The organism is Dyadobacter sp. SG02, assembly GCF_900109045.1.
Taxonomy (GTDB): domain Bacteria; phylum Bacteroidota; class Bacteroidia; order Cytophagales; family Spirosomataceae; genus Dyadobacter.
The window spans coordinates 71549-86040 of record NZ_FNYL01000016.1 but is presented as its reverse complement, the minus strand read 5'-3'; the positions used below and the strand labels follow the sequence as shown (position 1 = coordinate 86040).

Sequence of the window (14492 nt, the reverse complement as noted above, 5' to 3'; positions counted from 1 at the left end):
GTGTTTAAAAGTGAATGAATTGATTATGGATATATTGACTTAATTCAAAGTGATGAGCGTGCCCTGAATGACGGTGGTGCCATTGCTATTCAATTCGGCCATAGCCTCGCCTTCGAGGGTGAGCTGCGCGCCTTTCATTTTCGCGCTTGCGGTACCTTCCGTATTCAACTCGGTGCCGGCCTTGATATTGGTGTCGGTACCGCTTTCCATTTTGATGCTCTGATCGGCCTTCATCGCGATTTCGCCCGCGTGCAAATCAAATTTTCCGCCCGCACTGACAGTAATGTCCTCCGTCGCTTCTATGTTAATTTCTTTGGACTTGATTTCCAGAAGTCCATTCTCGACGTGCAGCCTGATCTTGCCGTCGTCCTTGAATGCGAATTCCAGGAATGTGTCGGTCTTCTCGCGGTTGCTGATCTGTATTTTGGCGTCGCCATCTTCGTCGATGAAAATGACCATATTGCCGGAACGCGTCGCGATGACCTTGAAATCGTTGTTATCGGAGGTGTAGCTGATGTCTTCTTCCGGTTTGGGGTAAAGGCAGGTCATCACAAAAGGGTTTTCTGCCAGATTACCTTCATACCCCACCATCACCATCGCGCCTACCTCGGGCACGAAGTTCACACCCCGGCCTGTGGCATTGTGCATCGTCCCTACCCGCATCCATATCGACTCCTGGTCCTGCTGACGGCTCTGGCTCCAAAAGAACTTCACACGTACGCGCCCGAGGCTTTCGCTGTCGTCGTTGGCGATCACTTCTGCTTGTTCCGTTTCGCCCAGCGGGTTGCGGACGTGAGGGTTATTGGGCGGGTGCTGCGCCGATTCCGGTACTGCGTTGAAACTATTCTGGTAACTTCCGGCCGTATTCACCTCGTGCCGGATATGCACCACCCGGTATTTTCCGAAATTTTCTTCATAAGCCTCGCCGCGCTCGTTGAGCCGCTGGCCTTTTACAGCCAGTACCGTGCCGACGCTCATGGTAGGCGTTTCGCCCGAGCCCCGGAAATCGACCATGGAAGTGACCCTGGCCGAACGTTCCATTTTGGTGAGCTCGTCGATTTCACCCTGGCCGCCCACAATCTCGGGCGAGGGCAGGAGCGAAGTTTGGGCAAAAAGGCTGTCCGACTGCTCCAACGCAAACTCGCTAAGCGATGTCAACCCGTCCACATTCTGCTGCGACGACTGGCCGGTGAATGCCTCAGGAATGGTATAGTTGTATCCTTCAAAGCTGAATGCGGCCGGTTGCAGTTGTAATGCCACATCGAAGTTTTGCAAACCATCCACCAGGAAATCGACTTCCCCGGAGCTGTTGTCGCCGAGCACGAGCTCGCGACCATTGTAATAAAACCACTCGCAGCAACGGTCGGCTACGCGACAGAGGAATTTGTAATTGCTCTCATTGTACTGGGTAAAAGGGACCTGCCGACCGCCATTTTCAGGATTAAGCTGCTTTCTGAGCAAATTTTGCGGATAAGGTTGAAGGACGGTATTAAATATATCCTGCACCGTTCCCCGCAGGAACGACCGTCGCTGCACCGAATCTTCCAGTACGATGGTCGGGCTGTAACCTTTCAGTACAAATGCGCTGCTCATATCGCTCAGGCTTCGGAGGCGGATCTCGGTTACAATGCCCTGAAATACGAAGTCGAAAGAATCGGAGCCGAGGCGGGGGCTGAACGAGAAAGTGATCTTCTTGCCCATTACCGCGCGGTGCGAACGGTTGAAGAAATGCTCGCCTTCGTCTTCCAGCTGCTCGAACGGTACCAGCAGCTCAAACCAGTGATGCGCGAACAAATCCTGTTCGATCACCAGCCCGAGGTGCCGGGTAATCTCGACGCCGCCTTCGATTTCAATGCTCGTGTTAACCTGTCGTGCCATTTAGCTACTTATTTCAACCTGACCGATTTTGACTTTTTGGGGTAAAATCACCAGTTCGTAAACCAATGCGAGACTGCTGTCGCGCAGGAAATAATCCTTACCCCGGTGCTGTGGCAGGTACCCTTTCGTATCCGGCACATGCGCCAACTTATTTCCCCGGATCGTCGACTGCTTAGCCCGGAACGACTCCCGGAAACCCACGCAATAGGCTTCCTCAAACTCCATTTTGCGCAATATCTGCGAGTCGTTGTCGTATTTGAACTCCACCTGCCCGCTGAGCTGCCGGTCGTTTTTGAATGCCCAGTCGTAGAGTAATGCGAAATCGTCGTTCTGCATAGGCGCGATCGTCATCCGTATGAGCCGTGCTTTCGGCGAATCCGTAGGGCTCCCGCGTTCGTCGGCATTGCGGTTGCAGCCGTAAGCGAGTTTTTTCACCGTGAACTCCTTCCCGTCCAGGGTAAGGTGTGCTTCCACCCCGATACTGGCATCCTGGTCAGCCATTTGCTAAAAGTTTTCAAGTTTTGCTTCGTTGATTTCCACGTTGCCGGCCGTCACGGTAATGCAGGTGATGAAATTCTGCAAGCGGGCGCTGAGCGCCTTGTCGAGGTCGTCGGTACCGTCGTCGAACATTTCCACGAACTCAATGCAAACCGCCTCCTTGAAACTCAACGTTTTGAAAGAGCCGACCTCTCCGAATTGCTCCACCGTGAGGTCGTATTTCTGCGATGGCTTGTTGGCCCATTCCACCAAAAAATCGTCGAGTACCATTTCCAGCTCCATGTACAAATGCGCCCACTGGATCGGCGAGGTAATGGACATCGCGTCGTCCACCGTCTGGTGCAACTCGAATTGCATGAACATGACGCTATATTCATGTTCCCCGTCGATTTTTAGCGTCGCACTGTATGGCATCGTTAACTTTTAATGATTGAATGATTCAACATTATCACTGTTGCGCATATTCCGCTGCCCAGGCGGCGGCGTCCAGATCGTCTCCTTTTTGTCCCGTGAGGGCTATCATGAAGTTTTTCGCGGGGAAATAGGGTACCATGTGGATGTCGAGGTAAACCTTGTCTTTTTGGTCCTTATCCTGCTCGAAACGCATTACGCTGAATTTCTCGATAAGCTTGCCGGGGCCGGTGACGCTGTCGAGGAACTTGATAATCTGCTTTTTCAGGTCGTTTTTGGTGTTGTAATCGAAGTTTTCGAATGCCCGGCGGTTCAGGAAATCGATCAGAACTTTGGTGATGTAATCGAAAACGCGGACGACCGAGTAGGTCTGCAAGCCGACATTATCGCCATTGAACAGTGTTTTGGCCGAGAATGCCATGACCTTGCTGTATTCGTTCACCATCGGGATCAGTCCCATTTTTTCCAGATCCGCGATCTCCGATTTTTTGAGCGGAAACCGCACACCGTCCACTTCGCTGAGCGTACCGTGTTTTTTTCCCGCAGCCACCTGGGACATCAGGGTTTTATACACATTACCGGCCAAAGCGGTCGAAGGCGGAATGTAGAGGTCGTCTTCTTCGCCGAGGTCGTCGTGTTTTGCACGTCCTACGAGCCAGTTGCAGGTCATCATTACATTGGATAAATGCGCCGCGCCGCCGGTGAGGTTAGCCGATTCAAAAAGCTCCATGACATCCTCGGGTGCGTCCAGGTGCATGAAGTCGGTCAGGAGCATGGTTTTGTTTTTGTGCGCCATTTTCGCCCATTTGTCGACTACTTTGCCGGAGCCCAGGTAGCCCGGTACATTCAGGATCGAGTAGTTCTCGCGCAAATCGAGGCGGTCGTACTTAGAAGCAAGTTCCTCTCCAACAGCGTCTATGAATGTCGTCACGTCAAGATCCTGTAACTGATCGGCCGCTGCGTTCAGGAATGTGACGTTTTTGACCTTATCCTGTTCCGTATTCTTGAAAAACATCGCCACGGAGCGGTATGATTGTTCCAGTGGCCGGATCTGCTCCACGGCTTTACCGAGGTTTTCTTTTAATAATTCAAATGCGGAATCCGCCTGCTTCTGACCGGCTTCGATCATGTCCGGCACACTTTCTGCGCTGCTCAGCAGCTCCGACCATAGTTCCAGCCGTTTTTTCAATTGCTGGCGTTCTTTCTTCTTGTCGGCTTCGGTAAGGAATATCTTTTTCCGGGCCTTTTTCTCCGGATTAATGTTCGCAGCGCCCTCGATGATGGTTTCCACGAGGTCGAAGCTGCCATATTTAGCCAGAAGCGGCAGGCCGGTTTCCAGCGGAACGGCTACGCGTTCACGGAGCGCCGGGGCGGAGTCGTCTTGGGTTGTTTTTGTATCGGTTGCCATGTTCAATTTTGAATGACTGAATGACTGAATGATGAATGATTGAATGATTGAATGATTGAATGAGTGAATGAGTGAATGAGTGAATGAGTGAACGGGGTACGCTAAAAAGTGATTCTGGTTTGTCAGACTTTATGACAATTTTGATCCGAAGACAATGACGTGTTGACTATTCAATCATTCGGTCATTCAATCATTCAAAATTCACTCATTCACTCATTCACTCATTCACTCATTAATTCATCCCGCTTCCTCCAACTCGTTTATCAGCGTCTGGAAAACGCCCAGCAATGCGGCCTTCGCTTCGGGTTTTTCCAATGCGGCTTTCAGGATCTTGTTCACTTTGAGGTGCCTTACTACCTGCTGGTAAGCTTCGTTGCGTGCGTCGAGGTCTTGGAGGAATGCGCTTTGGGCGATGATCCCTTTTTTACCAAAATCCCCGAGATTCCTGAACCGCAGGTTTTCATTGATAAAACTGCCGTCGGATGTGATAAACTCGACTTCCGACTCGGGCTGATAATGGGCGAAGACTTCTTCGGTGGTTTTGAGATCGTAAACCATTTCCGGCCTGGGCGACGGGTCGCCGGTCAGTTGCGTGGCGAAAAGGGTGCGGTTTTGGGGAATATCAGCAATCCCTTCACTGGACTGGTCAATCTTGCGTTCATTACCGCCTATTCCGTAGTTGAACATAGTTGTATAGGATTAAGTAAATACTGTTGTTGCTAGCCGATCAAAACTGTGGGACAACCCACTACAATGCTTCCGCCATGGGCGGTAGGGTCGCCAAGGCGTGCCGCGGGCTTTCCGCCGATCATTACCGACGTGGAACCCATGACGATGGAGTCAGGCGGGCCTGTACATACACACATATCGCCGACACAAGCGGCCGGCTGCCCACCTATAAGCACAGTGGGGGTGCCCGGGGGCAGCACGGGTCCGCCTACATGGGGCACCGGAGGCGTTCCGGGAGTAACCATCGGGCATACGTGCATGTCGCCAATTCTTGCTGCTGGTTGAGGCATAACTTTAAGGTTTTCGGCCGTCGGCGCTCAGCCGTCAGCGGTCAAGAAGGTAAATGTTATAAATCCGCCAAACGCCCTCACATTACTGCGAAAGCTGCTTCGCGCGCTTGAAATCGAAAAGGGAAGTGAGCGAGACGCCTAGTCCGACCGCCGCTGCGCCTACCGAGACGTAAATACCCGGCTTGGCATAGCTGGTAAGGCCTTCCGGATTGTCTATCAGCTTCTTATATTCTTTGTAATCTTTATTCAGCATACTGTAAGTCACCGCGCCGAATGCAAGGGCTGCGACTCCGGCCCCGAGCTTGATCGCCCCCCATTTGCGGGCATTGGCTGCCGCTTCGGCATTAGGTTTGTTAAGTTCTTTGAAAACCCGCTCGCCTTCCTTCGCGTCTTCGGGCTTTGCCACCGGCGGACGGTCCGATGCCTTACTTACAACAGGCTCTTTTTGGCGTTGGAGCGAATCATAAGTAGCGGAAGGTTTCGGGGTTACCGGCACCGATTTGGCGCTTTCGGCCGAATTAAATGCGATGCGCGTCAGGAACACGATCCAGTCGTTGCCCGACTTGTCCGCCCGAAGCTCGGCCACGCGGGCAATGGGCGTGTAGGGCGTATTGTCTTTATTGCTTTTGCCTTTGAAATGCTGGGTATAAAAAACCTTTACAAACGGGTATTTGTCGACTTTGACATCCGAAACCACCAGGTTGGTAAATTCAATGGTATTCGTTTCCGATTTGACATAAAAAAGGTCAAAGTTGCTCAGATACTTTTCGATGGGCGTATCGAGGCCGGGGGCGCTGCTTTTGTGCTTCGGATCTACGTCGTCCTCCACGATCACACCGTCGTTGATGAAAATCTGGTCGTTGCTGGGCATATAGCTGTTCATCATCAGGTAGCGGCGCTCGTAGTTGCTGAGGTCTTCGTTGGCGATCGCATTGAGGAGGTCGTTGAGGCCTTTGACCTTCTCGCGTGCCAGTACGCGTATTTCGTCCGCGTCCCTGCGTGTGAGCGCCTGCGCGCCCGCCTGCAAAGTGGCGCCCATGAGGCCCAATAGCAGCAATGCCATCCGCCATTCGAAACTGTTCTTCATTCCCGTTTTCATATTTCAGTTGCTTTTTGAGTCTAAATCAATGATCTGCACCTCCACGCGGCGGTTCATGCGCCGGTTTTCCTCGCTGTCGTTCGGGCGAACCGGAAATTTGCTGCCCATACCCACCGCCGCAATCACTTCCTCGGGCACACCTTTGCCGATGAGGTACCGCGAGATCACCCGGACACGGTATTCCGATAGCGTGATGTTGAGGCCGGCGTTGCCTACGTTGTCGGTGTGGCCGGTAATGCGCAGGCCTTTGTTTTTGTTTTCGAGAATGTAAATGGCCACCGAATCGAGGTAGGTGCGCGATTGTACCGGCAGCTTGTAATCGCTTCTCGGGAAATAGAGCGTCTTGTCGGACGCGGTAACGCCTTTGAGAGCCGGTGTTTCTACATTCGCCACAGCAGCGATGGGCTTAGCGATCGGTTGCCCCTTAATATTGATCGTCCGTTGAAGGTTCAGTTTGATAATGTAAGTTCTGGGCTCTTCGTCGGTTTTGTCAAGGATAAGATTGCCGTTGTAACCCTGGTAGCCGCCCGATTTTACTTCAATGGCTACAATATCTTTTTCAGTGAATACGATTTCAGCCCTTGGCCGGTCGGTCGTCAGCGCGAAGCAGTCCTTTTTCTGTTTTTGGGTATAATAAAGACAAATCTCCGCCGGTAGCCGCTGGTCCGACAATGCATCGCGCACTTCAATTCGCCTCACAATCGATACTGCTTTCAGCGAATCCTTTAATTCAAAATGCTTTTGCTCCGATTGCGCGTAAGGTTCGTCGCTGGTTTGTTTGCCCAAAGGCATCATGGCTAATGAGACGACAGACGTGCCTTCGGCTTTCCCGTCAATATTGACCGGAATATGCTGCGTCTGGAATTGCGGGCATTCGATGGTCAGCTCGATAATCTGGCAAGGCATTTCCACTTTGAATATGCCCAGGCTGTCGGATTTGCCGAGCCGCAGTTTGCCCTGGTCGGTTTTGGCGGAGAGGCTGGCCACGAGGGGCGTCGCACCCGAAATATCGGTGATCTTGCCCGACAGGTAACCGCATTGCGCATGCAGCGAACTGGTGGCCGCCTGGAAGGCCGCCTGAAACAAAAACAGGAAGATGTATAGCCTGGTTTTCATTGTCCCTCGTTGGTTTCGACGCCTATATTTCCCAATAAAACTTCCCAGTTCACCGTATCCTTGCCATCGATGGTTTTCTGATACGATTCAAGTTTGACGCGGATATTCTTGCGGGTAATATCCCCGTAGGCGACCTTTCCATTGGCTGCATAACCTTCAAAAACTTGCTGACCGGCGATAATCCCGTAATAGTTGCCGTCAGCCTCCTGTTTAAGCTCGCTCACATATTTGACCTCGTTCCAGGTAATATTGATTTTGGAATAGGGTAAAAGTTTGAGGCGGTTGAGGTATTCTTTAACGGGATACTTCTTCACGCCTTTTGCGGAGCTGACGGCCACCGTGGCTTGTGGTTCAAACAGGCTCAGCGCTTGCTGCACCGCTTTGTTCTTGTCTTCCGATTTCAGGCTTTTATCCCCGATAATGCGCAGGTAGGAGGTAAATTCATCCACCCGGCGAATGCCTTTTGCGCTGTATTCCTTGTATTCGGCGTCGTTCAGTACCGGTTTGGTCTGCTCTTTCGGCGGTGGCGGGACGTCTTTTTTGGCAATGGGTTGATTTTGCGTTTTGTCCGCTTCCTTTCTGACGATCTCGCGTTCCTTTTTCTCTATTTCCTTATGTGCCAATGCGAGCAATGGCGCCACATCTACCACATCCCGCAGGATTTCGTGGCGGCCGTCGCGGTAAATGACCGTCGCTACTTCTTCCTTGTTGATCGACGCCGCATTGCCTTCCATGGTCAGGTAATTGATCACCTCGTCGCTTTCGTAGGAGATGTTGCCGGTAATCACGGTCAGCGGGACGCTTTTGATGATAATATCCTGGCTCACATTCCGCGGCGGTGCTTTATAGAACGCCTCGATCTGCGTCTGGGCTTTGTTCGGGCTTTCGTTCAGCTCCGAAATCACCATGAATTGCCCCGCCGACCCGAATATGACCAGAAAGCGCTTCCTGTGGTAAATCCGCGGAATACCGTCCGAAGCGATCCATTCCAGCTTGCTGTCCATCGCACGGCTGAGCTTGGCTTGTACAGGATTGCCGTTATCGAGCCAGATCCGGTCCTGGGCCAGTGCCTGTACGGCAAGCAGCGTCATCAAAAATGTAAAGAGTCTTTTCATTACCAAATCAATTATCGTACGTAACGAGGCTAATTGTGAGCTCATTAGCGGATGCGTTTTCCAGCCGCCATTTTCCCAGCCTTCCCTCCCCGGTCCTGAATGCGATCACCGTGTTGGCCGACTGCGCATTCACCAGGTAGCCGACACCCGCGGTGGTCAGATCCTGGATGAGCGCCAGATCGAGGTAGGAGATCTTGTCGTATTCGGCTACTCCGAGTGTTTTTAGTCGCAAATTGCCTATCGACTCTAATGAAAGCGTAGTCCCGCGGCCTGTAATGGTGAATATATCAATGCCCACATCCGCTTTCGGATCACTGCTCACCACAATGTTCCCTTCATCCAGGTCATACGCCAGTCCGCTGCGGTTGGATATTTTGACGGAGTTGCGTGTAACTTTGATCGGAGGTGACAATGTGGTTTTTACTTCCACTATTTCGCTGTAAGCCATCCCGCCGCCTTCGTTCCGGGCATATAGCGCCACGAAGTAGCGCGTGTCGGCCGCAAGTCCGGTGATCTTTTGGTTTTGTATTAAGATTGGCACTTGCGCAGGCTTTTCTCCTAGCTTGAGAACCTTGTCCTTCTGGACGTCGAGTGCTGCCGACGTTCCGTATACTATTCCATATTCAAGAATACCTCCGCTTTTCTTTTCCTGACGGTCGTTTTTGGCGTCCGGGTTTTGAATGTTGCCGCTCACAGTGATCTCTGTGCGTTTGATATCCACCAGTTCCAGTTTGGATACCATCGGCGGAAGTGGATCAACAGGCGAAAAGAGATTGCAGGACTGGACTATCGCAGTCAACATCAACAAACAACTGATCGGACGCTTTTTCATGAGGTTTTCCTTAATTAATGTTCCTTACGGTTACGTATATACGCTTACTGTTTATCGTAAGTAAGAATGGTCACTTCCATATCGCCCCCGCCTGCCACGCCGGGCGTGCGATCTTCCCCGTGGGCATCGACGCGCAGCTTGCCATACCTGCCCTGGTTCGTCACAAATGCGAGCACCGTACCGTTTTGCAGCTGGTTCGCTTTTGTATCGGTATAGCTTCCGTTGATAAAGTTCGTCGACAGGTTAGCCCTTGTGAGATCGCTGTATTTCACCTGGTCGAAATTCACGGCGCCTAAAACCGCAAATCGGGCCCCGTTTTTTGGATAGATACCCGGCTTGTCGTTATAGGGGTACCAATTGCAGTCCTCGGAGCCCACTTGTGATACCAGTTCTCCGCCATCCAGGTCATACGGGTTGGAATAATACATAATGAATGATTTCTTGGGGGTAAAAACAGCGGGCTCGCCGAGAGAAAATCCCGTGGTCGCATCACTGTAGATGATCCCGCCCAAAGTAATCGCATAAGCACGGGCGTAGTAAGTGTTTCCGGCGGATAATCCGCCTACGTTGACGGTGAAACTACCCTTGACCGCTTTGCCGCTGGCCGCCGCCCGGCTGTCTTTGGTAGTCGGCTCATTGTTTGTCGAAGAATAGCAAACCCCGAATGAAGAGATTTCGGCATTGCCCAGTGAAAGAATGTTGACCACTATATCGGCAGATGCCTTGGAAGTGGTGGTAATCTTGCCTATCGAAAGCTCCGCAAACACATAATCATCGGTTTTGAACGTAGCTACCGGGCCATATCCTACGCCTCCTCCCTCGTTGCGGGCATAGGTGCGTACGTAATAGGTGGTGAGGACAGACAGCCTGCTTATTTCGCGGACGAATTCGAACGGGGTCGGAGGGTTATCCTCGCCTACCTTGATTACGGTTCCGGCTTCCAGGGTAGGCTGGTTTTGGGTGGCCCAAACAAAGCCGTATTCAAGTATTTTACCGCTTTTTTTCTCCTGGCGGTCGTTTTTAGGGTCGAGATTATCGATTTTTCCCCTCACCGTCGCACCCGACGTCCACACCTGCTCGACACTCACTTCCGATGCCGCCGGCGTCAGCGGGTCCACCGGTGTGAACATATTGCATGCTTTTAAGAGCAATGCAAGACCTGTGATTATTAATAAGCTGATAAACTTTTGCATGGCTTTGGTCGCTGTATCCAGCGGATTGGTTCATTCATATTTTCAGGAAGCTGCCGGTGCGGCGGGCCGCCAGTCGTTGTCCCAATATTCGATCAGCTGAGGGCTCGCAATTCTTCCGAGGAAGGAAACTGTCGTATCGTAATGCGTTTGCGGGATCAGGTGGTTGCGCAGGCGCGTGATCCATGGCTGCGCGTGACGCGGCGTAAGTAACCCGCCCATACCCATCTGATTTTCGCGCTGGGCCAGTGTTACACCATAGTGGCGATCTTCGTTACCAGAGCCATTGACGTGCCCCAACCCGAGCGTGTGACCAAACTCGTGGTTGATGGTAGTTTGCAAAAACGACACACTATGGGTTTCCGAGCCTATACGGGTAGGACGGTCGTTCCAGTGCGATTCGAGGTCGTTTTGGGTGAATATGCCGGTTCGGCTGGATTCGATTACAAAAGACCGGAATGTATCTTCCCTCGGATGGATGATCCGGTAGGTTTGATGCGCCTGTGACGACGTATCGACCAGCTGAATGGACAAGCCGCATTGGATCGTAGCCGGGTTACGGGGTGCGGAAGTGCGGGGCACATACCAGTCTTTGTTCGGATTGAGTATGAATTTATCACTCCAATGCCTTTGCACCACCGTGACGAACAGGTTCTTGTAATCTTCCCATTCCCGGTCACCCCACCGTTCCAGGTGAAAGCGGCCGTAGGTATCGTGCAAAATGCCGTTGCCTGTCGCATAAGTGTCGCCCATGAAAAACCGCGTGTCGGGATTCACACGTGCCAGGTGTACTTTGAATTGCAGGATCATCCCGAAAGTAGTATCGTCGATCGGAATAAGGCATGAATCCCACCGCCTCGCATTTCTGAATAGATGAATGTGCATAATGTTTCAGGTTTTCGGATGGATAACTTCTTGCACGGAGGGTCAGGTGGTCGGGCGGGCTTGCGGACGGTAGAACCACATTTGTCCAGAAACGGTCACACTTCCGCCGCTCATGGCGCCGGTGCGCAGGTACAGACGGTTCTGCTGTACGTTTTTGCTGTTATTTACATTGCATTCATATACTTCCACGGTACCGGAAGTGTCGACCGACATCACAATCGCCGTGTGATGCGGCCGGGATTCCGTTCGCCAGGCACCGTCAGAGGCATCGAAACGGAATGTATAATTCCGGAACTGGATAATATCGCCCGCTTCGAGGTTGGCCGAGGTAATGGCGGTACCCCATACGTAATTGTCGTCCGGGCCGATGTGGCCCATGATTTCGGTGGATGTCCTGGCGCCTGCGCTTTGAAGCGCGCGTTCGGCCAGTGTCCAGCATTCTCCGTTTCCTACCTGGCCGGCCAGGTTAGTTTGCGCGAATTGCGCGACAGCATTTCCAAGTACACTCATTGTTCGATTCAGGAAGGTGTGGATAGTTTATTAAAATGGGTGCTATTCTAATATGCTTTCTGCCTGGTGGATATTCCAGACGACTTCTCCATTGTTATCGGTACTGAGGTCGATCACGGAACCTTTTCCGGCCTGGCCGGAGATAATCATCCGGCTTACCGGTCGCCGGAGCAGGTTGCGGATGACGCCTTTCAGCGGCCTTACTCCATATCTTGGCGTAAAACCCTGCATTGCGATGCTTTTCCGTGCTTCGGGTGTCAGGTTGAGGCTGATACCCTGTTTGTCGAGCAAGTCCGTAAGGCCGCGTAAATGGATATCGAATATTTTAACCACATTATCCTCCGAAATCGGTGCGAACGGGACGATTTCCGTTAGCCGGGCCAAAAATTCAGGGCGGAAATACTTGGCCATAATTTCCATCAGGTCGGATGACTGCGGAATGCCGCCTTTCCCAAACTCCTGGATAATATGCTCTTGCCCGATATTGGAAGTAAAAAGGATCACCGCATTGGAGAAATCACCTTCTTTGCCCAGCCTGTCGTGCAGCTTACCCTCGTCCAGGATTTGGAGGAAAAGGTCAAAAACAGAGGGGTGTGCCTTTTCTATTTCATCAAACAGTACGACCGAATAGGGTTTCTGGCGGATTTTGTTCACCAATAGCCCACCTTCTTCATAACCGACATACCCCGGAGGCGCGCCGTACAGCAATGCTGCCGAATGCTCTTCCTTGAATTCCGACATATCGAACCGGATCAGGAAAGATTCATCATTGAAAAGGAAATCCGCCAGCGCTTTTGCGATTTCGGTCTTACCGGTCCCGGTTGGTCCGAGCAAAAAGAACGAACCGATGGGTTGCCCGGCCTTAATCAGGCCGGAGCGCGATTCGAGAATGGCTTCGCTCAGTGCTTTCACTGCCTGGTCCTGGCCTACCACCCTTTTTTTCAACACTTCGTCAATTCCTAATAATTTGTCACGCTCCGAGCTCTGGAGCTTACCCAGCGGTATGCCTGTTTTATGGGAAATAATGGCCGCCACGTCGTTTTTGTCGATCGAGTCCGACCGGCGTATGGCCAGGTTTCGCAGTGCGGAAAGTTTATTATTTAATTGATTATGAATGCCTTCCGATGTTTCGAGATCGGCGTCGTCGCCGGCATCGAGCTGGCCGGTAAGCAGGGGGCTAAGGCGGTTGGGCAGTTGCCGGGCAAACCATTTGAGCTCGTGGAGCCTTTCCGCTTCGTCGACGGCCATCAGGGTGTCAAGATCCGTTTGTAATGTCGCTAATTCATTTTCGGAAACTTCGTCCATCAACCGCATGGCTGCCATTGTCCGATCAAGCAGGTCGAGCGCGACGTCGGGGAGACGACGGTCTTTCACATACCTTTTCGCCAGTTTGACAGCCTCAGCCGCGGTACCTTCCGAAACTTTCAGGCCGTGGTGCGCTTCGTAAACGGGCAGCATATACTCGATCATACGCGTCGCTGTGGCTTCGTCGGGCTCTTCCACATGGAGTATTTCGAACCGGCGGGAGAATGCTTCGTCCTTTTCAATGTACTTCCGGTATTCTTCCGGTGTGGTGGCGCCTATTAATGTCAGTTCGCCTCGTGCCAGCTCCGGTTTGAGCAGTTGGGCAACGCCCGCACCGACCGAGCCTTTCGGATCGAGCAGCATATGTATTTCGTCGATAAACAGAATGGCCTTATCAAATCCCTTCAATTCATTTAAAATACCTTTCAACCGCTCCTCGATTTCGCCTTTGTAAGATGCCCCGGCTACGAGTGAGCCCGTGTCCAGTTCAAGTAAACGGGCGTTTTGCAGTAATTGGGGCACTTTTTTCTCTGCAATGAGTTTGGAAAAACCTTCTACCAGTGCCGATTTGCCTACGCCGGGTTCTCCGGTCAGTATTACATTGGGTTTACTTCTTCTGCCCAGTATTTCGGCCATTTGGCGTATCTCCCGGTCGCGGCCGATGATGGGGTCGGTTTTCCCTTCTGCCGCCCGCTGGGTTTTATCGGATGTGTACTTTTCCAGGTAGCCGGTGCCTTTTACCGTCGCCGGGGAAGCCTGCTTTGTATTTTGGGTTTCTCCATTGTCAGCAGTGAGTGGCGCGGCATGGAGCGCTAATACCTCTTTCTGGGTAATGGGAAGGGATTTCAATTGGTCGGAAGAGAACCCCACTCCTGCTTTGAGTAGGGCAGCTAATGTGCAAAGCGGGTCGGTATCGATATTGAACTGCAATGCGATGAGGTCGGCGAGTTCCAGCGTTGCGGTCGCCTGGTTGTCAGGTTGCGGCAGTTCGGGTACCCGCACCGATTTGGCGGTTTCTTCCAGGCGTACCTCAGCCCAGTCACGCAGGTACGGGAGGTCTTTGCCGGCCATCACGAGCTCGGAAGCCAGGCCCACATCATTGTGCAGCAGGCCCATGAGCAAGTGCGCGGGGCCAAAACGTTCCTGCCGGTATTCGCGCGCCAACGACTGTGCGATCGTGATCGCGTATCTGAGTGCTTCGGTTTGCATGGATTAATAGGATGGAT

At 52.2% G+C, this 14492-nt stretch carries 14 protein-coding genes; all 14 read right to left on the bottom strand.

Going from position 1 to position 14492, the window contains the following annotated elements:
- Positions 1-39 precede the first annotated feature (39 nt).
- Positions 40-1878 (bottom strand): type VI secretion system Vgr family protein, encoded by a 1839-nt coding sequence (locus tag BMW93_RS29415; RefSeq protein ID WP_090385003.1) that lies wholly within the window; start codon positions 1876-1878, stop codon positions 40-42.
- Positions 1879-2379 (bottom strand): type VI secretion system tube protein TssD, encoded by a 501-nt coding sequence (gene tssD, locus BMW93_RS29410; protein ID WP_090385002.1) that lies wholly within the window; start codon positions 2377-2379, stop codon positions 1879-1881.
- Positions 2380-2382: 3 nt separating this feature from the next.
- Positions 2383-2790, bottom strand: coding sequence for a type VI secretion system tube protein TssD (gene tssD, locus BMW93_RS29405; protein ID WP_090384999.1), 408 nt, complete (start codon positions 2788-2790; stop codon positions 2383-2385).
- A 34-nt stretch (positions 2791-2824) separates the two neighbouring features.
- Positions 2825-4195 carry a DUF5458 family protein gene (locus BMW93_RS29400; protein ID WP_090384997.1) on the bottom strand — a complete coding sequence of 457 codons (1371 nt, stop codon included), beginning with the start codon at positions 4193-4195 and terminating at the stop codon, positions 2825-2827.
- Positions 4196-4432: 237 nt separating this feature from the next.
- Positions 4433-4882: a hypothetical protein gene (locus tag BMW93_RS29395; RefSeq protein WP_090384995.1), complete on the bottom strand. Its 450-nt coding sequence runs from the start codon at positions 4880-4882 to the stop codon at positions 4433-4435.
- 32 nt (positions 4883-4914) lie between these two features.
- Positions 4915-5214 (bottom strand): PAAR domain-containing protein, encoded by a 300-nt coding sequence (locus BMW93_RS29390; RefSeq protein ID WP_090384993.1) that lies wholly within the window; start codon positions 5212-5214, stop codon positions 4915-4917.
- Between the two features lie 82 nt (positions 5215-5296).
- The gene (locus BMW93_RS29385; protein WP_090384990.1) at positions 5297-6313 is read right to left on the bottom strand and encodes a hypothetical protein; all 1017 of its coding nucleotides are present in this window, start codon (positions 6311-6313) and stop codon (positions 5297-5299) included.
- 3 nt (positions 6314-6316) lie between these two features.
- Positions 6317-7429, bottom strand: a complete 1113-nt coding sequence (locus BMW93_RS29380) for an OmpA family protein (protein WP_090384988.1) — start codon at positions 7427-7429, stop codon at positions 6317-6319.
- A complete protein-coding gene (locus BMW93_RS29375; RefSeq protein WP_229240967.1) occupies positions 7426-8544 on the bottom strand; it encodes a hypothetical protein in 1119 nt (372 codons plus the stop codon). The genes BMW93_RS29380 and BMW93_RS29375 overlap by 4 nt, the downstream gene beginning before the upstream one ends.
- 7 nt (positions 8545-8551) lie before the next feature.
- Entirely contained in the window at positions 8552-9286 is a 735-nt protein-coding gene (locus BMW93_RS29370; protein ID WP_229240965.1) for a fibronectin type III domain-containing protein, read from the bottom strand.
- 134 nt (positions 9287-9420) lie between these two features.
- Positions 9421-10569 (bottom strand): hypothetical protein, encoded by a 1149-nt coding sequence (locus BMW93_RS29365; RefSeq protein ID WP_090384978.1) that lies wholly within the window; start codon positions 10567-10569, stop codon positions 9421-9423.
- A gap of 42 nt (positions 10570-10611) precedes the next feature.
- Entirely contained in the window at positions 10612-11451 is an 840-nt protein-coding gene (locus BMW93_RS29360) for a hypothetical protein (RefSeq protein WP_090384976.1), read from the bottom strand.
- Between the two features lie 42 nt (positions 11452-11493).
- The gene (locus BMW93_RS29355; protein ID WP_090384973.1) at positions 11494-11961 is read right to left on the bottom strand and encodes a hypothetical protein; all 468 of its coding nucleotides are present in this window, start codon (positions 11959-11961) and stop codon (positions 11494-11496) included.
- Between the two features lie 42 nt (positions 11962-12003).
- A complete protein-coding gene (locus tag BMW93_RS29350; protein WP_090384971.1) occupies positions 12004-14475 on the bottom strand; it encodes an ATP-dependent Clp protease ATP-binding subunit in 2472 nt (823 codons plus the stop codon).
- Positions 14476-14492 lie beyond the last annotated feature (17 nt).

Bases quoted from the DNA above. Each gene is read 5' to 3' on its own strand.
- BMW93_RS29415 (WP_090385003.1), bottom strand. From the start codon at position 1,878: ATGGCACGACAGGTTAACACGAGCATTGAAATCGAAGGCGGCGTCGAG.
- tssD (WP_090385002.1), bottom strand. From the start codon at position 2,379: ATGGCTGACCAGGATGCCAGTATCGGGGTGGAAGCACACCTTACCCTG.
- tssD (WP_090384999.1), bottom strand. From the start codon at position 2,790: ATGCCATACAGTGCGACGCTAAAAATCGACGGGGAACATGAATATAGC.
- BMW93_RS29400 (WP_090384997.1), bottom strand. From the start codon at position 4,195: ATGGCAACCGATACAAAAACAACCCAAGACGACTCCGCCCCGGCGCTC.
- BMW93_RS29395 (WP_090384995.1), bottom strand. From the start codon at position 4,882: ATGTTCAACTACGGAATAGGCGGTAATGAACGCAAGATTGACCAGTCC.
- BMW93_RS29390 (WP_090384993.1), bottom strand. From the start codon at position 5,214: ATGCCTCAACCAGCAGCAAGAATTGGCGACATGCACGTATGCCCGATG.
- BMW93_RS29385 (WP_090384990.1), bottom strand. From the start codon at position 6,313: ATGAAAACGGGAATGAAGAACAGTTTCGAATGGCGGATGGCATTGCTG.
- BMW93_RS29380 (WP_090384988.1), bottom strand. From the start codon at position 7,429: ATGAAAACCAGGCTATACATCTTCCTGTTTTTGTTTCAGGCGGCCTTC.
- BMW93_RS29375 (WP_229240967.1), bottom strand. From the start codon at position 8,544: ATGAAAAGACTCTTTACATTTTTGATGACGCTGCTTGCCGTACAGGCA.
- BMW93_RS29370 (WP_229240965.1), bottom strand. From the start codon at position 9,286: ATGGTATCCAAACTGGAACTGGTGGATATCAAACGCACAGAGATCACT.
- BMW93_RS29365 (WP_090384978.1), bottom strand. From the start codon at position 10,569: ATGCAAAAGTTTATCAGCTTATTAATAATCACAGGTCTTGCATTGCTC.
- BMW93_RS29360 (WP_090384976.1), bottom strand. From the start codon at position 11,451: ATGCACATTCATCTATTCAGAAATGCGAGGCGGTGGGATTCATGCCTT.
- BMW93_RS29355 (WP_090384973.1), bottom strand. From the start codon at position 11,961: ATGAGTGTACTTGGAAATGCTGTCGCGCAATTCGCGCAAACTAACCTG.
- BMW93_RS29350 (WP_090384971.1), bottom strand. From the start codon at position 14,475: ATGCAAACCGAAGCACTCAGATACGCGATCACGATCGCACAGTCGTTG.